Here is a 21,021-nt window from a genome sequence, read left to right as displayed (position 1 = left end):
CGTTCCTACGCCTTTTGCAGCCCTCTGCACGAAGATAAGCCATGCGGCAAGCCGAAATTACCCGTAATACCCTGGAGACGCAGATTACCGTGCGTCTGAATCTTGATGGCACCGGTCAGGGCAAATTTGCCACCGGCGTTCCCTTTCTCGATCACATGCTGGACCAGATTGCCCGGCATGGCCTGATCGATCTGGACATCGAAGCCAAGGGCGATCTGCACATCGATGCCCACCACACGGTCGAGGATATCGGCATCACCTTCGGCCAGGCGCTGGCCAAGGCCTGGGGCGACAAGAAGGGGCTGACGCGCTACGGCCACAGCTATGTGCCGCTGGACGAAGCCCTGTCGCGCGTTGTCATCGATCTATCTGGCCGGCCCGGTCTGGAAATGAACTGCGAATTTACGCGGGCGATGATCGGCCAGTTCGATGTCGACCTGTTCGACGAGTTTTTCCATGGCCTGGTCAATCACGCCGGCATGACGCTGCACATCGACAATCTGCGTGGCAAGAATGCCCACCATCAGGCCGAGACCATCTTCAAGGCCTTCGGTCGCGCCCTGCGCATGGCGGTGACGCCTGATCCGCGCATGGCCGGTTGCATGCCGTCGACCAAGGGATCCTTGTAATGGCCGGCGCGCAAACCATCGCCGTCATCGACTACGGCATGGGCAACCTGCGTTCCGTGTCGAAAGCGCTGGAGCATGTGGCGGCCGGACAAAATGTCATCGTGACCGCCGATCCGGCGGTCGTTGCCGCCGCTGATCGGGTGGTTTTCCCCGGCCAGGGTGCGATGCCCGACTGCATGCGCGAACTGGAAGCCCGTGGCCTGCGGGCTGCCGTATTGCAAGCGGCGCAGGACAAACCTTTCCTGGGTATTTGTGTGGGTGAGCAGATGCTGTTCGAGCGCAGCGAGGAAGGCAATGTGCCCGGCCTGGCAGTCTTTCCGGGCGAGGTAAAGCGTTTTCCTGATGAAAAGATGGTCGACCGCAAGGGCGACCGTCTCAAGGTGCCGCACATGGGCTGGAATGAAGTCTGGCAAAAACCGCATGCCTTGTGGTCCGGCATTGCCGATGGCTCCCGCTTCTATTTCGTGCACAGTTACTGCGTTCAGCACATCGATCCGCTGCTGACCACTGGTACGACCGATTACGGCGTGCCCTTTACCTGTGCGGTGGGCCGGGATAATATCTTTGCGGTCCAGTTCCATCCCGAGAAAAGCGCTCGCGACGGCCTGCTGTTTCTGAAAAACTTTGTCGAGTGGCGCCCCTGATTTCGTGTCCAGTTTTGTGTCGGGTTTTTTTGCCGCGTTTGCCGAAATTCCCCTCTGAATTTTTCCTCGAATTTTCCTTTCTGACTCTCCCATGCTGATCATTCCTGCGATTGACCTGAAGGATGGACAATGTGTCCGCCTCAAACAGGGCCTGATGGAACAGGCTACCGTCTTCTCCGACAGCCCGGCCGAACAGGCCCGCCACTGGCTGGATCAAGGCGCTCGTCGCCTGCATCTGGTCGATCTGGATGGCGCCTTTGCCGGCAAGCCGAAAAACCAGGTGGCGATCAAGGCGATCCTGGCTGAAGTCGGCGACGACATTCCGGTGCAGCTGGGCGGCGGCATTCGCGATCTCGACACCATCGAGCGTTGCCTGGATGCCGGTCTGACCTACGTCATCATCGGCACGGCAGCCGTCAAGAATCCCGGTTTCCTGGCCGACGCCTGCGTTGCTTTCCCCGGTCATATCATCGTTGGCCTCGATGCCAAGGATGGCAAGGTGGCGACCGACGGCTGGTCCAAACTGACCGGTCACGACGTCGTCGATCTTGGCAAGAAGTACGAAGATTATGGCGTTGAATCAATTATTTATACCGATATCGGTCGCGATGGCATGTTGTCCGGTCTGAATATCGAAGCCACCGTCCGTCTGGCCCAGGCGCTGACCATTCCGGTCATCGCTTCCGGCGGTTTGTCCAATCTCGACGATATCAAGGCGCTGTGCGCCGTCGAAGGCGAAGGCGTGGTCGGCACGATTGCCGGTCGTGCGGTATATGACGGTTCGCTCGATTTCGCTGCCGCACAGAAGCTGGCCGACGAGTTGGGCGCCTGATGCTGGCTAAACGCATCATTCCCTGTCTGGATGTGACGGCGGGTCGCGTCGTTAAAGGGACCAATTTTGTCGGGCTGCGCGATGCCGGTGACCCGATCGAGATTGCCCGCCGTTACAACGAGCAGGGCGCCGACGAGGTGACTTTCCTCGATATCACGGCATCCAGTGATCAGCGCGATATCATCCTGCACATCGTCGAAGCCTGTGCCGAGCAGGTTTTCATCCCGTTGACCGTCGGTGGTGGCGTGCGCAAGGTCGAGGATGTGCGGCGCCTGTTGAATGCCGGGGCCGACAAGGTGTCGATGAATACCGCGGCGGTGCAGAACCCGGATCTGGTGTTCGACGCGTCGAGCAAGGTCGGTTCGCAGTGCATTGTTGTCGCCATCGATGCGAAGCAGACCGCACCCGGTGAATGGCATGTGTTTACGCACGGTGGCCGTAACGACACCGGGCTTTCTGCGGTCGACTGGGCCAAAAAGGTGGAAATGCTCGGAGCCGGTGAAATCCTGCTGACCAGCATGGACCGTGATGGCACCAAGAATGGTTTCGATCTGGCGCTGACCCGCGCTGTCTCGGATGCTGTCCGGATTCCGGTCATCGCTTCGGGCGGCGTCGGCAATTTGCAGCATCTCGCCGATGGCGTCACCGAAGGCCGTGCCGATGCGGTATTGGCCGCTTCCATTTTCCATTTTGGCGAATACACCGTCCGTCAGGCCAAGGAGTACATGGCTGAACGGGGTATCGAGGTCCGCCTGTAATGGCCGATCTTGACAACGCCTTGCCCTGGCTGTCGGCGCTCAAATGGGACGCCGACGGCATGATCCCGGCCATCGCGCAGGATGAAGGCGGGCGCGTGGTCATGTTTGCCTACATGAATCGCCAGTCGCTGACGGAGACGATCGCCTGCGGCAACGCGGTATACTGGTCGCGTTCGCGTTCACGTTTGTGGCGCAAAGGTGAGGAATCCGGCCACTTCCAGAAAGTGAAGTCCATCCACACCGATTGCGACGGCGATGTGTTGTTGCTGACGATTGAACAGGTCGGCGGCATTGCTTGTCATACAGGACGGGAAAGTTGTTTTTTCAATGAATTGCAAGGGGAACGCTGGGTTCCCGTTGATCCGGTTTTGAAAGATCCGAAGGAAATATACCAATGAGTACGCATGACATCCTGCATCGTCTCTCCGAAACGTTGGCTTCCCGCCGCAATGCCGATCCGGAAAAGTCCTATACCGCCAAGTTGTTCTCGGAAGGCCCGGATTCTATCCTGAAGAAAATCGGCGAAGAATGTGCCGAACTGATCATGGCCGGCAAGGAAGGCAAGCGTCTGAATGTGGTCTGGGAATCGACCGATGTGATTTATCACGTTCTGGTTCTGCTGGCCTTCTACGGGCTTTCCATTGAGGATGTTTCGCAAGAAATGCGTCGTCGCGAAGGGATTTCCGGCATTGACGAAAAGGCGGCGCGAGGCAGCAAGTGAGCGACTGTCTTTTCTGCAAGATCATCGCGGGATCGATTCCATCCCAGAAGGTCTATGAAGACGAGTTGATCCTGGCGTTCAAGGACATTCAGCCGGCACGTCCGGTACACATCCTGGTCGTGCCGAAGAAGCATATTACGTCGCTGGCTTCGGCAACGGCCGAAGATGCCGAAGTGCTGGGCCGGATGCTGGTCACGGCGAATGAAATTGCGGTAGCTCAAGGTAGTCCCGGTGGTTTTCGGGCGATCATCAATACGGGTGAGATCGGGCAGCAGGAAGTCCCCCATCTGCACATGCATATCGTTGGCGGTCCGGACCCGGTGGGTCCGATGCTCAAGCGAATCTAGGAGACATAAAAATGGGTAGTTTTTCCATCTGGCACTGGTTGATCGTTCTGGTTATCGTGATGCTGGTCTTTGGCACCAAAAAGTTGCGTAATGTCGGTCAGGATCTCGGTGGCGCGGTCAAGGGCTTCAAGGACGGCATGAAGGAAGCCGGTGGCGGCGACAAGCCTGCCGATGCAGCGCAACCGACCCAGCAGGTGGGTGGGCAGACCATCGACGTCGAGGTTCAGGAAAAGACCAAGAGCTGATGGAATCTTTCTTCGGAAGGCTTGGCCTGTCAGTCGGCACGTGTCACCGTGCTTTTTCTGTTGTGTATTCTGGGCTTATATAACCGATGTTCGATATTGGCTTTTCCGAACTGATGGTGATTGGTATCGTCGCCTTGGTGGTTATCGGTCCTGAACGCTTGCCCAAGGTTGCTCGTACGCTCGGCCTTTTGCTTGGTCGTGCGCAGCGCTATGTTAACGACGTCAAGTCCGATATCAATCGCGAAATGCAGCTTGATGAACTGAAGAAGCTGCAGTCGCAGGTTGCCGATTCAGCTCGTGAGCTTGAGGGTTCGGTGCGTAAGGAATACGACACAGCGCGCAGCAGTTTCGATTCGCTCGGCTCGCCGGTGCGTTCTGCTGTGGCTGAACTGGAAGCCACTGCCAGGGCAGCCAGTGCCGAACTTGAGCAAACGGCTACGGCAACCATGACCAAGCCGGCACCGAGTGCCGCCAATGACAAACCCACGATTGCCCAACCTTCTGTTGCTGGCGATGGTGCAAAGAGTACGAACGCCGCATGAGCGACACCCCGCAGGAAGAGTCTTTCGTTTCCCATCTGGTTGAGTTGCGTGACCGTTTGTTGCGCAGCCTGATTGCGATTGCTGTCGTAATGGGCGTGCTGGCCTTCTATCCAGGTCCTGGGGAAATCTACGATATGCTTGCCGCGCCGCTAACCAGCGCGCTGCCCGAGGGCACCAAGATGGTGGCGATTGGTGTGGTAACGCCTTTCATGGTGCCACTCAAAGTCACGGGTATGGTGGCCTTTGTATTGGCGCTGCCCTATGTGCTGTTTCAAGTTTGGGGTTTTGTGTCGCCAGGGCTGTATGCCCATGAGCGGCGATTGGGTATCCCGCTAATCATTTCGGCCACCGTGCTTTTTGTCCTCGGCATGGCCTTTTGTTACTTCTTCGTATTTGGCCAAGTCTTTCATTTCATTTCCAGTTTTGCTCCCAAGAGCATTACGCCGGCGCCAGATATCGAAGCCTATCTGTCATTCGTGATGACCATGTTCCTGGCCTTCGGTTTGTCTTTCGAGGTGCCGGTGGCGCTCGTTGTCATGGTCAAACTGGGTGTGGTCAAGGTCGAGAAGTTGCGCGAGTGGCGCTCCTACTTCATCGTCGGCGCCTTTGTTGTGGCTGCGGTCGTGACACCGCCCGATGTGGTGTCGCAACTGGCGCTCGCCATTCCCATGTGTCTGCTTTACGAGTTGGGGATTCTGGCATCGAGCCTGGTGTCCAAAGGGACGACACGGGCCGAAGCTGATGCAGCCACTGCTGCGGTCAACACTGCAGAATCGGCAAAAACCGATGCGGATCTCGACGCCGAACTGGATCAGGCAGAAGCAGCCTTTCGCCAGTTGGACAACAAGTAATCGCTAGTTGCGGGGTGGCCCGGGTCGGGTTGCCCGGTGCTCGACCACTTCACCTTCGGCAAAACGCCATAGCGTACCGGCCGGCATGACGGTCCATGCTTCGTTGTCGGTCAGTGGCAGGGTGGCGATAACTGCCACGCGGTCATTGGCCGTGGTCACTTCGCTGAAATCAACCGTAATGTCCTGATCCTTCAGGTGTGCTTGGGCAAAAGGTGCCTTGCGGACGATGTAGCTGAGGCGCGTCGAGGCATGGGCAAACAGGCAATCGCCATGCGACAGCAGGAAGTTGAATTCGCCATGCGTCGCGATTTCCAGTGTCAATTCATGCAGCGCTGCAAACAGTGCGTCCTGTGTCGGCATCTGGTTGCCAAAGCGCTGGCGGAGTTGCTGCAATAGCCAGCAAAAAGCGCGTTCGCTGTCGGTGTTGCCTACCGGCACGAAACTGCCATCGAGTTCGGGTGAAAATTCCAGCAGGTTGCCGTTATGGGCAAAAATCCAGTAGCGGCCCCACAACTCGCGCATGAACGGATGCGTATTTTCCAGCTTGATCGAGCCTTGCGTCGCCTTGCGGATGTGCGCGATGACGTTTTTCGAGTGTATCGGATAGCGGCTGACCAGTTCGGCCACTGGCGAACTGGCCGAAGGCTGCGGATCGAGAAACAGGCGTGTGCCCTTGCCTTCAAAAAAAGCGATGCCCCAGCCATCCGCATGCACATCGGTCGCCCCGCCCCTGGCCTGAAAGCCGGAAAAGGAGAAACAGATGTCGGTCGGCACGTTGCAGTTCATGCCGAGGAGCTGGCACATGCGGGTTTTTCCTTACTCTTCGGCGCGTAGTGGTGGGCGTTTGCCGATGCGGACGGCCAGTTCAAGGATACTGCGATCACGGCGCAGGCGGAAACTGGCGCGGGCTTCGGGTTTCAGGTCGGCAATCAGGTCGAGCATGACTTGCGGATCGGTCACTGGCTTGCCCTCGACCGATAGCAGTACGTCGCCGGGCCGAATGCCTGCTTTGTCAGCCGGGCTGGAGCGTACGACGCCGGCGATCAGTGCGCCATCGGTATCCGGCAAGCCGAAGGATTCAGCCAGTTCCGGGGTGATTTCCTGGGCTTCGACACCGATCCAGCCGCGCGTCACCGAGCCGCTTTCGATGATCTGTTCCATGATGCTGCGGGCGCTGGAAACCGGGATGGCAAAGCCGATGCCGTGATTGCCGCCGGTTCTCGAATAAATTGCCGTGTTGATGCCGACCAGATTGCCTTGGGCATCGACCAGGGCGCCGCCCGAGTTGCCGGGATTAATCGCCGCATCGGTCTGGATGAAATTCTCGAAAGTATTGATCCCGAGGTGCGAACGGCCGAGCGCGGAGACGATGCCCATGGTGACCGTCTGGCCGACGCCGAACGGATTGCCGATGGCCAATACGACATCGCCGACTTGCAGACTGTCCATTTGGCCAAAGGTGATGGTCGGTAGTTTTTCCGCTTTGATGTGCAATACGGCGAGGTCGGATTCCGGGTCGGAGCCGACGATTCGTGCCTTGTAGGTTTTGCCGTCGTTGAGCGACACCTGGATGTCGTCGGCCGCCTCGATGACGTGGAAATTGGTCAGGATGTAACCGTTCTGACTGACGATGACGCCAGAACCGAGGCCCGAATTGCGCCGGCTGGGGCCGTCCTGGCGTTCGCCGAAGAAGTGTCGGAAGATCGGATCATCGAATAGCGGATGACGTTGCTGACGCACCTGCTGCGTCGTGTAGATATGGACAACCGAGGGCAGTGCGGCGCGTGCGGCGTTTCGATAGGAGTCCCCGCTATGCGTACCGAGATTGCCCCGGTCGCCACCGCGCGACGCTTCCTGCAGGGCCACGACCTGTCCGCCGCGCGGCAACCATTCGGGCTTCAGGGTGGATACCGTGAAGATGATGGCCAACGCAACGGTGACCGTTTGTGCAAAAATCAGCCACAACCTGTGCATGAGTGTCCGTGAAAATGAGACTGGAAGAATTGACGCTGTATCTGGATGAGTTGCTGCAACCCATGAAGTTTCGGGATTATTCCCCAAACGGTCTGCAAGTGGAAGGACGCAGCGAGGTGCATCATATCGTTGCTGGCGTCACAGCCAGCCAAAAATTACTCGATATTGCGGTCGACCGCGGTGCGCAGGCCATTCTTGTGCATCACGGTTATTTCTGGAAAGGTGAGGATGGCCGGGTCACCGGGATGCGGCGCAAGCGCCTGGCGACGCTCTTGAACAACGAGATCAGCCTGATCGCCTACCATTTGCCGCTCGATGCGCATCCTGATTTGGGCAATAACGCGCAGTTGGCAGCATTGTGCAACTGGCAGTCCGAAGGGCATTTCGGCGATCAGGATATCGCCTGGTATGGACGTCTGAAACAGCCGGCGACCTTGGCTGAGACGGCGCTGCAAGTCTCAGGTTTACTCGGGCGGCAGCCGCTGGTGATCGGTGATCCGGCTAAACCGATTGGGCGTGTCGCCTGGTGCTCGGGCGGGGCGCAATCGTATTTCGAGCAAGCCATTGCGCTCGGTGTCGATCTTTTTGTGTCCGGGGAGATTTCAGAACAAACCGTGCATCTGGCCGAAGAGAGCGGTGTTGCTTACATGGCGGCCGGGCATCACGCGACAGAACGTTATGGCGTCAAGGCGCTGGCAGCTCATTTGACGGCGCGTTTTGGTTTGCGCTGTGACTTTGTCGATCTGGACAATCCGGTTTGAGGCAAACGCACGGGTGGCAGGCGAGTTGAGCGTGTATTGAGCCATTGCAGCCCGCTTGCTGTCAGTACGCCGCCAAGCAAAGTGCCAAGTACCAACTCCAGCCATTGGCGCCAAGGCTGAGGCGCTTTGCTTTCGGCAACTGGGGCGGAGGGGGGCGATGCTGGTTGTAGCGTATCGGCGAGTTGCAACTCGCGACGCAAGGCCATTGATTCGGCGCTGAGTGCCAGTGCCTTGTCCAGGTTTTTCAGGCTGTTTTCGAGTTGCTCCAGGCTAGTTTCCAGGCGCAGCATGCGAGTTTCGACATCCTCTGCGGAGGGGGGCGCGGGGTTTTCCTTGAGCATGGTCGAGCTGCTCAGGACCAATCTGTCCATTTGCAAGGGCGTTGTCGGCGCCGGTTTTTTCCGGGTGCGACGCTTGTTGTCCCCGGTGCTGCTCGAAGGCGAAGGGCTGCTTGTGGCAGAGTCTGCGCTTTCGGTATCGATTTCTGTGGCGATGCTGGCTGGAGTGTCCGTTGGGCGTCGGCGAGGGGCGTCCAGATTCTTTTTCTCGCCAGGAGGAAGCGGCATCACGATGTAATCGCGTTGTAACTCAAGTCCGCAGCCCATGTGTACGCCCAGCGTGGCCAGCGGTTCATTCAGCGGTGTGTTGCCGATAAGCTGCAGTTGCCAATGTTGCCGGCGCTTTTTCAGGCGCAGTCGGGCTTTGCCGATGCCGGGCAGGTCGGCGTCGCTGGCCGATTTGAGCGAAAAGCAGCTGGCTTCAAGACGCTCATCCGCGGTTGTAATCAGTGCGATCTCGGCACGCAAGGGTTCGCCGATCTGCGATAGCACGACCAGTTCACCCAGGCCGGCGGCGCTGGCCGATAGCGGGAGTGCGCACAGGCACAGTGCGGCAAGGGCAGAAGAGAGTCTCGGGAATGGCTTCAAGGGGCGAAACTGGCGCAAACAGGGCTAACATGACGGGGTTCGAGGGCAAGAGTATTGCACACTCGTTTTTTGATGATCGGGCCAATTCCATGCACCATGTTTTTCCTCCCCATCCCCAGACGACATTGTCCGTGAGAGACAGCGAAGCGCTGTTTCCCGTTCGGCGCATTTTTTGTGTCGGCCGCAACTATGCCGAGCATGCGCGCGAAATGGGCGCGACCGCACAGGCCGATGGCCTCGAGCCGCCTTTTTTCTTCACCAAGCCGGGCGATGCGCTGGTCGGTGGTGCTGGCGAACTGGCCGTTGCTTACCCGCCCTTAACGGCCAATCTGCATCACGAAGTTGAAATGGTGGTCGCCTTGGGTGCGGGTGGGGCAAATATTGCGGTCGACGATGCTTTGGGGCTGGTTTTTGGCTATGGCGTCGGGCTCGATCTGACGCGGCGCGATATTCAGGCGAAGGCCAAGGAAAAAGGGCATCCGTGGGATATGGGCAAGGGCTTCGACCAGTCGGCGGTATGCAGTTCCCTGGTGCCGGCTGCCCGCATCGGGCATCCGGCGCATGGGCGCATCTGGCTGAAGGTGAACGGAGCCATTCGCCAGGATGGCGATCTCGGGCAAATGGGCTGGAAGGTGGCAGATATCATCGCCAACTTGTCGACCATGGTGCGCCTGGAGGCCGGTGACCTGATTTATACCGGGACGCCGGCTGGTGTCGGGCCCTTGCTGCGCGGTGATCTGCTTGAAGCTGGCGTGGACGGTGTTGGCTGCCTGACGGCACGTATCGTTTGAGCTTTTTCGGCCAATTTTCGTGTTGACCGCAATGCGTGGGTTGGTCGCCCACGCTTTTCCTGTTCTGATCGCTCAGTTGGCTTCGGTCGGCATGATGGTGATCGATACGGTGGTGCTGGGTCATGTCAGTCCGCTTGACCTAGCTGCCGTGGCGATCGGCGGCGGTATTCATGTGTCGGTTATTTTTGCGTTGGTTGGCGTGCTGCAGTCGGTGGGGCCCGTTGTCGCGCATTTACATGGCGCGAAACGCGATACGGAAGTCGCCGCTGTCTTGCAGCAGGGGTTTTGGCTGGCACTTTTGCTGGCGCTGCCAGGCATTCTCTTTTTGACCTATCCCGGGGTGGTGCTCGATCCCTTTGCAATGGATCCTGCGGTCGACGCCAAGGTTCGGCAATATCTCGGCTTGCTTGCCTGGAGTCTGCCGGCATCGTTGCTCTACCGGACTTTTTACGCCTTCTGCAATGCGCTTGGGCGGCCGCGTGTGTTGATGGGGATCGGCCTTGCCGGTTTATGTACCCATGCCCTTCTGGCTTGGGGGTTCGCTGCGCGTGGCTGGCTCGGCGAACCGCTTGGCGTACTTGGCTGTGCGCTTTCCAATGTGCTGATCGGTTGGCTGGCCTGCCTGAGTGCGACGGCATGGCTGCATTTCGGCCCGCTTGGCCGGCGCTATCAGCCATTTGCCAATTGGCGACGTCCTTGCCTGAAAACCTGGCGTGAATTGTTGCGCCTGGGTTTGCCGATGGGGTTTTCCAATCTCGTCGAGATTACGGCGTTCACGTTGGTCAGTCTGTTCATTGCGTCACTGGGGGCGACGGTGGTTGCCGGGCATCGCATCATTGCCAACCTGTCCGCGCTGACCTACATGCTGCCCTTGTCGCTGGGCATTGCCACAATGGCTGCGGTGGCGCAGTCGCTCGGTGCGCGCAACTGGCAGACTGTCCGGGTGACGGTGCGGGCAAGCATGTTGATGGCGTCGATCTCCTCTTTGTGTCTGGGTCTTTTGCTCTGGTTTGGCGCCAATTCGTTGTTGGCGGTCTATACCGATGATCCGGCGGTACGTTCGGTAGCTTTGGCGCTGATTGGCTACGTGGCGGTGTACCAGTTTTTCGACGCACTGCAGACCATCGCTGGCCATGTGCTGCGTGCTTACCGGGTGACTTTCGTGCCGATGCTGATCCAGACTTTCTGTTTTTGGGGCATCGCACTGGGGGGCGGTGCCTGGCTCTGCTATCGCTGGCAACCGCCGTTCGGTGTGGCGGGTTTCTGGTTGGCAGCGGTTATCAGCCTGTTGGCAGCGGCCGGACTCTTGCTGCCGTTGTTGCAAAAGGTCATGCGAATGACTGAAGACCGGGCGTAATTATGAATTTCGGCCTGCAATAAATTGTTGCGGCTGTGGTAAGATTTTTGGCTCGAAGAAGTATAACGTGGCGGGGCTGGGGGAGGTTTGGCGCCGCTTAATGCTCGCAACTTAACTCAACGCAAGGAAAGCGCATGAAAATTCACGAATATCAGGGCAAACAACTCCTGAAGAAATTCGGCGTTACGGTTCCGCGCGGGATTCACTGCACGACCGTCGAAGACGCAGTCAAGGCAGCAGAAACCCTGGGCGGCAAGGTCTGGGTCGTCAAGGCGCAGATTCACGCCGGTGGCCGTGGCAAGGGCGGTGGTGTCAAGGTCGCAACGTCGCTGGAAAAAGTGCGCGAATACGCCGGCCAGATTCTCGGCATGCAGCTGATCACGCACCAGACCGGTCCGGAAGGCCAGAAGGTCCGTCACCTGCTGATCGAAGAAGGCGCTGACATCCAGCACGAATACTACGTTGCTGCGCTGACCGATCGCGCTACCCAGTCCGTCGCCATCATGGCGTCGTACGAAGGCGGCATGGACATCGAAGAAGTTGCCCACAACACCCCGGAAAAGATCGTCAAGGTTTTCGTCAATCCGCTGGTCGGCCTGACCGATGAACAGGGTCTGGAACTGGCCAAGGGCATGGGCATGCTGGAAAGCTCCATTCCGCAGTGCATCGACACGCTGAAGAAGCTCTACACCTGCTACATGGAAACGGATGCTTCGCTGGCCGAAATCAATCCGCTGATCCACGAAGGCGACGGCACCGTCAAGGCAATTGACGCCAAGTTCAACTTCGACTCCAACTCGCTGTACCGTCAGCCGGAAATCGTCGCCATGCGCGACCTGGACGAAGAAGATGCCGACGAAATCGAAGCCTCCAAGTTCGATCTGGCCTACATCTCGCTCGACGGCAACATCGGCTGTCTGGTGAATGGTGCCGGTCTGGCCATGGCCACGATGGACACCATCAAGCTGTTCGGGGCCGAGCCGGCCAACTTCCTCGACGTCGGTGGCGGTGCCACGACCGAGAAGGTTACCGAAGCGTTCAAGATCATGCTCAAGAACACCAAGGTCAAGGGCATCCTGGTCAACATCTTCGGCGGCATCATGAAGTGCGACACCATCGCCGCTGGCGTGGTTGCTGCTGCTAAGGAAGTGAACCTGTCCGTGCCGCTCGTCGTGCGCATGAAGGGTACCAACGAAGACATGGGCAAGCAGATCCTGAAGGATTCCGGTCTGCCCATCATCTCTGCCGATTCCATGGCCGAAGCCGCCACCAAGATCGTTGCTGCGGTCAAGTAAGGAGCACTGAATGTCTATTCTGATCAACAAGAACACCAAGATCATCACCCAGGGCATCACCGGTAAAACTGGCCAGTTCCACACGGAAAAATGCCAGGAATACGCGAACGGCAAGGAATGCTTTGTCGCGGGTGTGAATCCGAAGAAGGCCGGCGAGTCGATCTTCAATATCCCTATCTACGCCTCCGTTAAGGAAGCTGCTGCCGAAACCGGTGCTACCGTTTCCGTCATCTACGTGCCGCCCCCGGGTGCTGCCGCTGCGATCTGGGAAGCCGTTGAAGCCGACCTCGATCTGGCCATCTGCATTACCGAAGGCATTCCTGTTCGCGATATGCTGATGCTGCGCAACAAGATGAAGGAAAAGGAAGCCAAGGGCGGCAAGAAGACTCTGCTGCTCGGCCCGAACTGCCCAGGTCTGATCACCCCGGACGAAGTGAAGATCGGCATCATGCCGGGTCACATCCACCGCAAGGGTCGCATCGGCGTCGTTTCCCGTTCCGGCACGCTGACTTACGAAGCCGTCGGTCAGCTGACCGAAATCGGTCTCGGCCAGTCTTCCGCCGTCGGTATCGGTGGTGATCCGATCAATGGTCTTAAGCACATCGACGTCATGAAGATGTTCAACGACGATCCGGACACCGACGCTGTCATCATGATCGGCGAAATCGGCGGTCCTGACGAAGCCGAAGCCGCGATGTGGTGCAAGGAAAACATGAAGAAGCCGGTGGTTGGCTTCATCGCAGGTGTTACCGCTCCGGCTGGCAAGCGCATGGGTCACGCTGGTGCGTTGATCTCCGGCGGTGCCGACACGGCGGATGCCAAGCTGGAAATCATGGAAGCCTGTGGTTTCACCGTGACGCGCAATCCGTCCGAAATGGCCAAGTTGTTGAAGGGCCTGCTGTAATTTGCTGAGCTTGGCTCAATGAGAAAAAAGGCGGGCCGAGTGTCCGCCTTTTTTACGTCCTTAGCTTTTACGTCTTGGTATCGGAATTGAATGATGGCCTTGTTTCTTGCAGAAAATGACGTCAAACAGGTGTTGACCGTAGAAATGGCGCTGGAAGCTGTCGAATCCGCGCATCGCGATCTGGCGCTTGGCCAGGCGCTGGATACCCCGCGCCAGCGCAGTCGTTTGCCGCAAACTGTGCTGCATATTCTGCAAGGCGCGCTGCCTGCGCAAGGGGTGATCGGTTACAAGGCCTACACCAGTAATAAAAGTGGCAACCGCTTTCTGGTACACCTGTTCGATGCCGCCAGTGGCCAACTCAAAGCGGTGATTGAAGCGGATTTCCTCGGCATGGTGCGTACTGGGGCGGCGAGTGGTGTGGCCGCCAGATGGCTGGCCCGCCCGGAGGCCAAGGTCGCTGGCGTATTTGGTACAGGCTGGCAGGCTGAGGGGCATGTGCGGGCAATTTGTGCGGCACTGCCCATCGAGTTGGTCAAGGTTTTTGGCCGCAAGGCCGATAAGTTGCAGTCCTTTTGTGCCCGTTTAAGCGAGTTGACCGGAAGAAGCGTCGTTCCGGCGGCCTGTGCGGAAGATACCGTCCGCGACAGCGATCTGATCGGCACCGTTACGACGGCGGCGCAACCGCTGTTCGAGGCCGACTGGCTGAGTCCTGGCGTACATATCAATGCGGCGGGATCGAATGCGTTGATTCGGCAGGAGGTTTCCGAGGCCGCCATCCGTCGCTGTGACTTGATTGCCGTCGATTCGGTTGCGACTGCACTGGCCGAGGCTGGTGATCTGTTGCCCTTGCTCGAAAAAGGTCGTCTGCATGTGCGACAGATGGTGGAGCTTGGCGAGGTGATTATCGGGCGGCAGGCCGGACGAACTGATGCCGAACAGATTACCTTGTTTGAGTCGCAAGGCATGGCCGTTCAGGATCTGGCTTTGGCGTTGCGCGTACTGAATGCTGCGCAGGCCCGGGGGTTGGGTGTTGCGCTCCCCATGCAATGAGGGTTTGACCCGGCTTGGCTGTCCGGGCAACAATACGGCGGCACAGGGGATGTGCCCGACAGGGGCTTATTGATGGGGAGGGGTATGGCGAAAGCAGCATTCTGGAAGAAGGACTGGTTCCTCGGATTGATGGTGACCATCGCGATGCTGCTGGCTGGCACCACCGATCTGCTGCAAAGTCTGGAGCGTAAAGCCTACGATCTGGGCGTCCAGGCGTCGACTCGAACCCCTTCCGACAAGGTGGCCGTGATCGCCATCGACGACCCGAGTATTGCCAATATCGGCCGCTGGCCATGGTCCCGCGACTTGCATGCACGCATGACCGACCTGCTGGCGGCGGCGGGGGCCAAGGCGGTGGGTAACACCATTTTCTTTTCCGAGCCGCAGATTGATCCCGGCTACGTTTACATCACCCGTTTGATGGATATCGTCAATCAATCGATTGTCGAAGGGGCTGAGCCATCATCGGAAGTCGGCCAGGTTTCCTCCATGCTGGTCGAAGCAGAGCGCGCGCTAAATGTGGATCGGACGCTGGCTGGCAGCTACGAGCGTGCCGGCAATGTGTTGTTGCCCATGTTGTTTGAGCTCGGTGAGGCGCATGGTCGTCCGGATCAGCAAGTGGCTCCATTCGTTGCGCTCAATCGTATCTCGCAGGTGCAGCCAGGCGTGGGCCTGGCGCTACCGGCGCGTCAATTGCAAATTCCGGTCGAACAACTGGGCGGCAAGGCGGTGGCGTTGGGGCATCTGAATGCCAGCCAGGATGTCGATGGCGGGGTGCGTAGCGAACCGTTGGTGGTCCAGTATTTTGACCAGTATTACCCGTCGCTTTCCCTGATGCTCGCTGCGCGTAGCCTGAATCTGGGGCCGGCCGATATCCGGGTGCGCCTGGGTGAGGAAGTTGCCCTGGGACGCTTGCGTATCGTGACCGATACGGCGACCCGGATGAACACTTTTTACTACCACGCGCAGGATGGGCGAGCGCCTTTTCAGGTTGATTCTTTCTACGATGTGTTGAGCGGCAAGATTCCGGCCAGTAAGTACGCTGGCAAGATTGTCCTGATTGGTGCAACGGCGGCCGGGGTGGGGACAACGCAAGTGACGCCGGTATCGCCGGCAATGGCGCCAGTCGAGTCACTGGCGCATGCCGTATCGAGTATTTTGCAGGAGCATTTCTTCGTGACGCCGCCCTGGGCGCATTGGGCTAGTTTGGGTGTGATGTTGCTGGTCGGTTGCTATCTCGCCTTGGTCCTGCCGCAACTTGGCGCGGGCATGGGCGCCAGCCTGACCATGGTGTTGCTGCTTTCTCTGCTCGGCACGCATTTCGGCCTGATGCTCGGGGCCGGGATGTGGGTTCCCTTGATGGGGGCCTTGAGTTTGTTGCTGGTTGGCCACCTGTTGCTGACCACCAAGCATTTCTTGAGTACCGAGCGCGGCAAGGAGCGTTCCGATCTGGAATCGGCCGAGTCCAACCGGATGCTCGGCCTGGCTTTCCAGGGGCAGGGCCAGTTGGACATGGCTTTCGACAAGTTCCGCAAGTGCCCGATGGATCAGGGGTTGATGGAGAATCTGTACAACCTGGGTCTGGATTACGAACGCAAGCGTCAGTTCAACAAAGCCGAGGCCGTATTCCGTTTTGTCGCCGATCACGACCTCGCTTTCCGCGATATTGCCCAACGCATCGCCCGCGCCAAACAGATGTCGGAAACCGTCATGCTGGCCGGTTCACGCGGGCAGACGGCCAGTGGCACCTTGATTCTTGGCGATGCACAGATCGAAAAACCGATGCTGGGGCGCTACCAGATCGAGAAAGAGCTGGGCAAAGGCGCCATGGGGGTGGTCTATCAGGGGCGCGATCCGAAAATCAATCGTATCGTCGCCATCAAGACGATGGCGCTGGCCCAGGAGTTCGAAGGCGACGAACTGGAAGAGGTCAAGCAACGCTTTTTCCGCGAAGCCGAAACCGCCGGGCGGCTCAATCATCCGAATATCGTCACGATGTACGATGCTGGCGAAGAGCAGGATCTGGCGTATATCGCCATGGAGTTTCTCAAGGGGCAGGACCTCGTTCCGTACAGCAAGCCCGGCAAGCTTCTACCCTTGCCTGTTGTGCTGTCGGTGGTGGCCAGGGTGGCCGATGCGCTGGATTATGCGCATGCGCAGAATGTTGTGCACCGGGATATCAAACCGGCCAACATCATGTATGAACCGGCCAGCGATCAGGTCAAGGTGACCGATTTCGGGATTGCCCGTATAACCGATTCGTCGCGCACCAAGACCGGCATGGTTCTCGGAACGCCCTCCTACATGTCGCCGGAACAACTCGCAGGCAAGAAAATCGACGGTCGTTCTGATCTATTCTCGCTGGGCGTCACGCTGTATCAATTATGTTGCGGTCAACTGCCTTTTGCCGGCGATTCCATGGCGCAGTTGATGTTCAAGATTGCCAACGAACCCCACACCGACATCCATGCCCTTGCCCCGGCGTTGCCTGCCGCGGTGGTTGCAGTTGTGAACCAGGCACTGCATAAGGATATCAATCAGCGCTACCAGCGTGGGGCCGAGATGGCTGTGGCTTTGCGTGCCTGCATACCGGAAGCGCGGTTTGAACAGACGGAGCAGGGCGAATGAATTTGCATGATGCGTTGGAGATTGCGCTACTCAGTGATACGGGGGTGGTGCGTACGCGCAACGAAGATGCCGTATTTGCCGATGCTGAACTGGGTTTGGCCATACTGGCAGACGGCATGGGCGGATACAAGGCGGGTGAGGTGGCCAGCGGAATGGCTACGACACTCCTGGCCACCAGCTTTAACCGTTTCCTCAACGCTTTTCGGCGTGGCGAAGAAGTGCTGGGTGATCCGGTGCAGCGTATCAACGATGAGATTTGCGCGGCCAATCTGGCTATTTTCAATGCGGCGCAAAGTCAGCCGCAATACGCAGGCATGGGAACAACGCTGGTTTTTGCGTGGTTCATCGATAATCGAATGTACCTTGCCCACGTTGGTGATTCGCGTGTTTATCGCTGGCGTGATGGCGATCTTGAGCAATTAACCAAAGACCACTCCTTTTTACAGGAACAGATTGATAGTGGCATGATTAGCGTCGAAGCGGCACGCTACTCGGCGAACAAGAATCTGGTCACTCGCGCCTTGGGGGTTGACGCAAGCGTGGATGTCGATATCGCCGAACACGCGACACGGCGCGGCGACTTATTGCTGTTTTGTTCGGATGGTTTGAACGATATGCTGGAAGATGGTGAAATCGCCGGAATTCTGCATTTGTACGGTACTACGCCTGCTTTGGCGGCAGAGCATCTCGTCGATCGGGCAAACCAGAATGGCGGTCGGGATAATGTCTCGGTCATTCTGATCCAGGTGCGGGGAGAGTATGCTGTACCAAGCGGTTGGTGGCAAAAGCTGCTGGCCAGACTGAAGTAAGAAAATAACGCAAGGCAGGGACGGCAAGATGGCGAAATTGATCCTCTCCATGGATGGTCTGGTACTCAAGGAAATCGCGCTCGACAAGGAGCGATTGAGCATTGGGCGCAAACCGCACAATGACATCCAGATCGATAATCTGGCGATTTCCGGCGAGCACGCTGTCATCGTCACCATCCTGGCAGACTCGTTTCTTGAGGATCTGAACAGTACCAACGGCACGTTGGTGAATGGTCAAACCATCAAGAAACATTTTCTCCGCAACAACGATGTCATTGAGCTTGGCAAGTACAAGCTGAAGTACATGGCCGATCAGGCCGGCGCGGCAAGCGTTCCTGCCGAGCCTGATCATGCAAGTGCCGGACGCCTCGGCGCAATCAAGTCAGCGGCTGATTTGCAGTTGCTTGCCGGCGATACGGGGGAGCATTCGAACATCGGTGTGACTTCGCGCCCAGCTCCCTTGCCGCCAGCCGCCATCCAGTTGCTCAACGGTCCGAATGCCGGCAAGGAACTCGAATTGCTCAAAACCTTGACCACGCTTGGTAAGCCGGGAACGCAGGTCGCTGTGATTGCCCGCCGGCCGCATGGCTATTTCATCACGCACGTCGAGGGTACGGTGTTCCCCTACGTAAACGGCCAGGCCATTGATGCGCAGGCACACCCTCTGGAGGATCATGATGTGATCGAGATTGCCGGCATCAAGATGGAGTTTTTCCTGAAGGCATGAGCTTTCAGGAAAAAACTGGATCGTGAAAAAGCACCTGGTTCGTATCATCTTGGGGTTTTTCTGTCTGGCGGCTCTGTTGGGGCATGCCGGTCGTCTTTGGCATATCCCTTTTGTCTCAGCGCTGGATGCCTATCTGTACGATGTCCGTGTGCGGATTTCCATGCCGGATACGCCGGATGATCGTATTGTCATTGTCGATATCGACGAAAAAAGTTTGGCCGAAATCGGACGCTGGCCCTGGGGGCGTAATGTTGTCTCCGATCTGGTACGCAAGCTGACCGACGACTATCAGGTTTCAGTCATCGGGTTTGACGTGGTCTTTGCCGAGCCTGACGATAGTTCGGGCTTGAAGGTGCTGGAATCGATTGCTCGGGATCGCTTGAAAGGGGACAGTGGCTTCCAGCGGACGCTGAAGAGTCTGCGGCCCCGCCTGGATTACGACCGGCTGTTTGCAGAAACTTTGCGTGGTCGGCCGGCTGTGCTCGGCTATTACTTTTCCGGCAAGCATGAGGCGAAACATGCAGGGGCCCTGCCTCAGCCGGTGTTTCCGGCGGGCAGTTTTGCCGGCCGCGATCAGGATTTTGTTTCCTGGGAAGGTTTTGGCGGCAATCTCCCCGGTCTGCAGGCGGCAGCAGCCGGTGCCGGGCATTTCAATCCGCTGATTGATTTCGATGGTAGTACGCGACGCGTTCCACTGGTCGTCAAATATCAGGATGCCTACTACGAGTCCTTGTCACTGGCCATGATCCGGCAGTTGCTGGGCGAGAGCCAGTTAAGTCTCGGTTTCCCCGACGATAGCGTCGGTATCGAATGGATCGATATCCTGTCGCCCTCCGGTAATTTCCGTATTCCGGTCGATGAGCAGGTGGCCGCACTGGTGCCTTATCGTGGACAGGCGAAGAGTTTTCCCTATATTTCTGCGGTCGACATCCTGCGTGGGCAGGTTTCCGCCGACGTCTTGCGCGGCCGTATCGTGCTGGTTGGGACCAGCGCACCGGGGCTGATGGATTTGCGGTCGACACCGGTTGGTGGCGCCTATCCGGGGGTCGAAGTGCATGCCAACCTGATTGCCGGCATGTTGTCCGACAGCATCAAGGCTCGGCCGGGCTACATGCTGGCCGTGGAAATATTGAGCATGATCCTTCTGGGCTGTGCGCTGGTGTTGCTGCTCCCCTTGTTGTCTCCCCTGCGTTCAAGCTTGCTGGCCTTGACGGCGCTGGCACTGGCTGCCGCTTTCAATTACGGGCTCTGGCAGGGCGGACTGGTTCTGGCGCTGGCGCCGACATTCTTGCTCATCGTGATTCTGTACGCCCTGAACATGTCTTGGGGCTATTTCGTCGAGTCGCGCAGCAAGCGCCAGTTTACCGATCTGTTCGGCCAGTATGTGCCGCCCGAACTGGTCGACGAAATGGCCAAGGACCCGGAAAGTTACAGCATGGAAGGGCGCAATGAAGAATTGACCATCCTGTTTTCCGATATCCGCAGTTTTACGACCTTGTCGGAAGGCATGACGCCGCGTGAACTGACCCAGTTGATGAACGAGTACCTTGGGGCAATGACTTCGATTGTCCGGACCAATCGCGGCACGCTCGACAAATATATTGGCGACGCCATCATGGCTTTCTGGGGCGCGCCGGTTGCCGATCCGGAAAATGCCCGCCATGCCTTGTTGACCGCACTTGCCATGCAGCAGGCCGTGCGGGCGCTGGATGCGCCGTTCAAGGCGCGCGGCTGGCCGGAATTGCACATTGGTGTTGGCCTCAATACAGGCGTGGTCACGGTGGGCGACATGGGGTCTCCGGTGCGCAAGGCCTACACCGTGATGGGTGACGCAGTGAATCTGGCTTCGCGTCTTGAGGGGATCACCAAGGTGTACGGCGTCGGTATCGTGGTGGGTGAGGCGACACGGGACAAACTGGATGATTTTTCTTTCCGCGAACTGGATCGGGTACGCGTCAAGGGCAAGGAACAGCCGGTCACGATTTTTGAGCCACTGGGGCTGAGTACCGAACTATCGCCGGAAGATATCGCCGAACTTGCCGAGTGGGAGAATTTCCTGCATTTGTACCGTGCCCAGGATTGGGTGCCGGCGACCCAGCTTTTGTTGAGCCTGCAGCAGCGTTTCCCAGCGCGCTACTTGTACAAGTTTTACGCTGAACGTATCGCTGAACTACGCCTCCTGCCAATTCGCGAGAATTGGGACGGTGTGACCGCTTTTGAGACGAAATGA

Annotated in this window: 23 protein-coding genes; 20 read left to right on the top strand and 3 right to left on the bottom strand. The window is 58.1% G+C overall.

Annotation, left to right across the window (positions count from 1 at the left end; translation table 11 throughout):
- Positions 1-41 precede the first annotated feature (41 nt).
- The 10 genes from hisB (at position 42) to tatC (ending at position 5,569) form a co-directional block, all read left to right on the top strand.
- Entirely contained in the window at positions 42-629 is a 588-nt protein-coding gene (hisB, locus tag RCI20_RS12750) for an imidazoleglycerol-phosphate dehydratase HisB (RefSeq protein WP_306606091.1), read from the top strand.
- A complete protein-coding gene (gene hisH, locus RCI20_RS12745) occupies positions 629-1,273 on the top strand; it encodes an imidazole glycerol phosphate synthase subunit HisH (RefSeq protein WP_306606089.1) in 645 nt (214 codons plus the stop codon). The genes hisB and hisH overlap by 1 nt, the downstream gene beginning before the upstream one ends.
- 91 nt (positions 1,274-1,364) lie before the next feature.
- Positions 1,365-2,105 (top strand): 1-(5-phosphoribosyl)-5-[(5-phosphoribosylamino)methylideneamino]imidazole-4-carboxamide isomerase, encoded by a 741-nt coding sequence (gene hisA, locus RCI20_RS12740; protein WP_306606087.1) that lies wholly within the window; start codon positions 1,365-1,367, stop codon positions 2,103-2,105.
- Positions 2,102-2,863 carry an imidazole glycerol phosphate synthase subunit HisF gene (gene hisF / locus RCI20_RS12735; RefSeq protein ID WP_373691523.1) on the top strand — a complete coding sequence of 254 codons (762 nt, stop codon included), beginning with the start codon at positions 2,102-2,104 and terminating at the stop codon, positions 2,861-2,863. The genes hisA and hisF overlap by 4 nt, the downstream gene beginning before the upstream one ends.
- A complete protein-coding gene (hisI, locus tag RCI20_RS12730) occupies positions 2,863-3,261 on the top strand; it encodes a phosphoribosyl-AMP cyclohydrolase (protein ID WP_306606083.1) in 399 nt (132 codons plus the stop codon). Before hisF ends, hisI begins: the two co-directional genes overlap by 1 nt.
- Positions 3,258-3,584 carry a phosphoribosyl-ATP diphosphatase gene (locus RCI20_RS12725; RefSeq protein WP_306606082.1) on the top strand — a complete coding sequence of 109 codons (327 nt, stop codon included), beginning with the start codon at positions 3,258-3,260 and terminating at the stop codon, positions 3,582-3,584. The genes hisI and RCI20_RS12725 overlap by 4 nt, the downstream gene beginning before the upstream one ends.
- On the top strand, positions 3,581-3,931 hold the full coding sequence (locus tag RCI20_RS12720; protein WP_306606080.1) for a histidine triad nucleotide-binding protein: 351 nt from the start codon (positions 3,581-3,583) through the stop codon (positions 3,929-3,931). The genes RCI20_RS12725 and RCI20_RS12720 overlap by 4 nt, the downstream gene beginning before the upstream one ends.
- An 11-nt stretch (positions 3,932-3,942) precedes the next feature.
- Positions 3,943-4,176, top strand: a complete 234-nt coding sequence (gene tatA / locus RCI20_RS12715; protein ID WP_306606077.1) for a Sec-independent protein translocase subunit TatA — start codon at positions 3,943-3,945, stop codon at positions 4,174-4,176.
- An 86-nt stretch (positions 4,177-4,262) separates the two neighbouring features.
- On the top strand, positions 4,263-4,718 hold the full coding sequence (tatB, locus tag RCI20_RS12710; RefSeq protein ID WP_306606075.1) for a Sec-independent protein translocase protein TatB: 456 nt from the start codon (positions 4,263-4,265) through the stop codon (positions 4,716-4,718).
- Complete coding sequence (gene tatC, locus RCI20_RS12705; protein ID WP_306606073.1) at positions 4,715-5,569, top strand: twin-arginine translocase subunit TatC; 855 nt, start codon at positions 4,715-4,717, stop codon at positions 5,567-5,569. Before tatB ends, tatC begins: the two co-directional genes overlap by 4 nt.
- 3 nt (positions 5,570-5,572) lie before the next feature.
- Here the strand turns inward: tatC and RCI20_RS12700 are convergent, their stop codons facing one another.
- Positions 5,573-6,373 (bottom strand): class II glutamine amidotransferase, encoded by an 801-nt coding sequence (locus tag RCI20_RS12700; protein WP_306606071.1) that lies wholly within the window; start codon positions 6,371-6,373, stop codon positions 5,573-5,575.
- Between the two features lie 12 nt (positions 6,374-6,385).
- A complete protein-coding gene (locus tag RCI20_RS12695) occupies positions 6,386-7,543 on the bottom strand; it encodes a Do family serine endopeptidase (RefSeq protein ID WP_306606069.1) in 1,158 nt (385 codons plus the stop codon).
- Between the two features lie 14 nt (positions 7,544-7,557).
- Between RCI20_RS12695 and RCI20_RS12690 the strand changes: the two genes are divergently transcribed.
- Positions 7,558-8,304: a Nif3-like dinuclear metal center hexameric protein gene (locus RCI20_RS12690; RefSeq protein ID WP_306606297.1), complete on the top strand. Its 747-nt coding sequence runs from the start codon at positions 7,558-7,560 to the stop codon at positions 8,302-8,304.
- On the opposite strand, the gene RCI20_RS12685 is transcribed toward RCI20_RS12690, so the two are convergent.
- Positions 8,244-9,230 carry a FimV family protein gene (locus RCI20_RS12685; protein WP_306606067.1) on the bottom strand — a complete coding sequence of 329 codons (987 nt, stop codon included), beginning with the start codon at positions 9,228-9,230 and terminating at the stop codon, positions 8,244-8,246. The genes RCI20_RS12690 and RCI20_RS12685 overlap by 61 nt on opposite strands.
- A gap of 131 nt (positions 9,231-9,361) precedes the next feature.
- On the opposite strand from RCI20_RS12685, the gene RCI20_RS12680 reads away from it, so the two are divergent.
- The 9 genes from RCI20_RS12680 to RCI20_RS12640 all read left to right on the top strand — a co-directional run bounded on the left by RCI20_RS12680 (position 9,362) and on the right by RCI20_RS12640 (position 21,021).
- On the top strand, positions 9,362-10,021 hold the full coding sequence (locus RCI20_RS12680; protein WP_306606065.1) for a fumarylacetoacetate hydrolase family protein: 660 nt from the start codon (positions 9,362-9,364) through the stop codon (positions 10,019-10,021).
- 19 nt (positions 10,022-10,040) lie between these two features.
- Positions 10,041-11,378, top strand: a complete 1,338-nt coding sequence (locus RCI20_RS12675; RefSeq protein WP_306606063.1) for an MATE family efflux transporter — start codon at positions 10,041-10,043, stop codon at positions 11,376-11,378.
- A 134-nt stretch (positions 11,379-11,512) separates the two neighbouring features.
- Complete coding sequence (gene sucC / locus RCI20_RS12670) at positions 11,513-12,673, top strand: ADP-forming succinate--CoA ligase subunit beta (protein ID WP_306606061.1); 1,161 nt, start codon at positions 11,513-11,515, stop codon at positions 12,671-12,673.
- A gap of 10 nt (positions 12,674-12,683) precedes the next feature.
- Positions 12,684-13,577 (top strand): succinate--CoA ligase subunit alpha, encoded by an 894-nt coding sequence (gene sucD / locus RCI20_RS12665; protein ID WP_306606059.1) that lies wholly within the window; start codon positions 12,684-12,686, stop codon positions 13,575-13,577.
- 90 nt (positions 13,578-13,667) lie between these two features.
- Positions 13,668-14,627, top strand: coding sequence for an ornithine cyclodeaminase family protein (locus tag RCI20_RS12660; protein ID WP_306606057.1), 960 nt, complete (start codon positions 13,668-13,670; stop codon positions 14,625-14,627).
- Positions 14,628-14,711: 84 nt separating this feature from the next.
- The gene (locus RCI20_RS12655) at positions 14,712-17,255 is read left to right on the top strand and encodes a CHASE2 domain-containing serine/threonine-protein kinase (protein WP_306606055.1); all 2,544 of its coding nucleotides are present in this window, start codon (positions 14,712-14,714) and stop codon (positions 17,253-17,255) included.
- A complete protein-coding gene (locus RCI20_RS12650; RefSeq protein WP_306606053.1) occupies positions 17,252-18,064 on the top strand; it encodes a Stp1/IreP family PP2C-type Ser/Thr phosphatase in 813 nt (270 codons plus the stop codon). The genes RCI20_RS12655 and RCI20_RS12650 overlap by 4 nt, the downstream gene beginning before the upstream one ends.
- 28 nt (positions 18,065-18,092) lie before the next feature.
- Complete coding sequence (locus RCI20_RS12645) at positions 18,093-18,791, top strand: FHA domain-containing protein (RefSeq protein ID WP_306606051.1); 699 nt, start codon at positions 18,093-18,095, stop codon at positions 18,789-18,791.
- A gap of 22 nt (positions 18,792-18,813) precedes the next feature.
- Positions 18,814-21,021 (top strand): CHASE2 domain-containing protein, encoded by a 2,208-nt coding sequence (locus tag RCI20_RS12640; RefSeq protein WP_306606050.1) that lies wholly within the window; start codon positions 18,814-18,816, stop codon positions 21,019-21,021.

The organism is Azonexus sp. (assembly GCF_030824335.1).
Taxonomy (GTDB): Bacteria; Pseudomonadota; Gammaproteobacteria; order Burkholderiales; family Rhodocyclaceae; genus Azonexus.
The sequence above is the reverse complement of the archived record's forward strand: the minus strand, read 5'-3'. Positions and strand labels throughout refer to the sequence as shown.

Bases quoted from the DNA above. Each gene is read 5' to 3' on its own strand.
- hisB (WP_306606091.1), top strand. From the start codon at position 42: ATGCGGCAAGCCGAAATTACCCGTAATACCCTGGAGACGCAGATTACC.
- hisH (WP_306606089.1), top strand. From the start codon at position 629: ATGGCCGGCGCGCAAACCATCGCCGTCATCGACTACGGCATGGGCAAC.
- hisA (WP_306606087.1), top strand. From the start codon at position 1,365: ATGCTGATCATTCCTGCGATTGACCTGAAGGATGGACAATGTGTCCGC.
- hisI (WP_306606083.1), top strand. From the start codon at position 2,863: ATGGCCGATCTTGACAACGCCTTGCCCTGGCTGTCGGCGCTCAAATGG.
- RCI20_RS12725 (WP_306606082.1), top strand. From the start codon at position 3,258: ATGAGTACGCATGACATCCTGCATCGTCTCTCCGAAACGTTGGCTTCC.
- tatA (WP_306606077.1), top strand. From the start codon at position 3,943: ATGGGTAGTTTTTCCATCTGGCACTGGTTGATCGTTCTGGTTATCGTG.
- tatB (WP_306606075.1), top strand. From the start codon at position 4,263: ATGTTCGATATTGGCTTTTCCGAACTGATGGTGATTGGTATCGTCGCC.
- tatC (WP_306606073.1), top strand. From the start codon at position 4,715: ATGAGCGACACCCCGCAGGAAGAGTCTTTCGTTTCCCATCTGGTTGAG.
- RCI20_RS12700 (WP_306606071.1), bottom strand. From the start codon at position 6,373: ATGTGCCAGCTCCTCGGCATGAACTGCAACGTGCCGACCGACATCTGT.
- RCI20_RS12695 (WP_306606069.1), bottom strand. From the start codon at position 7,543: ATGCACAGGTTGTGGCTGATTTTTGCACAAACGGTCACCGTTGCGTTG.
- RCI20_RS12690 (WP_306606297.1), top strand. From the start codon at position 7,558: ATGAGACTGGAAGAATTGACGCTGTATCTGGATGAGTTGCTGCAACCC.
- sucC (WP_306606061.1), top strand. From the start codon at position 11,513: ATGAAAATTCACGAATATCAGGGCAAACAACTCCTGAAGAAATTCGGC.
- sucD (WP_306606059.1), top strand. From the start codon at position 12,684: ATGTCTATTCTGATCAACAAGAACACCAAGATCATCACCCAGGGCATC.
- RCI20_RS12660 (WP_306606057.1), top strand. From the start codon at position 13,668: ATGATGGCCTTGTTTCTTGCAGAAAATGACGTCAAACAGGTGTTGACC.
- RCI20_RS12655 (WP_306606055.1), top strand. From the start codon at position 14,712: ATGGCGAAAGCAGCATTCTGGAAGAAGGACTGGTTCCTCGGATTGATG.
- RCI20_RS12650 (WP_306606053.1), top strand. From the start codon at position 17,252: ATGAATTTGCATGATGCGTTGGAGATTGCGCTACTCAGTGATACGGGG.
- RCI20_RS12645 (WP_306606051.1), top strand. From the start codon at position 18,093: ATGGCGAAATTGATCCTCTCCATGGATGGTCTGGTACTCAAGGAAATC.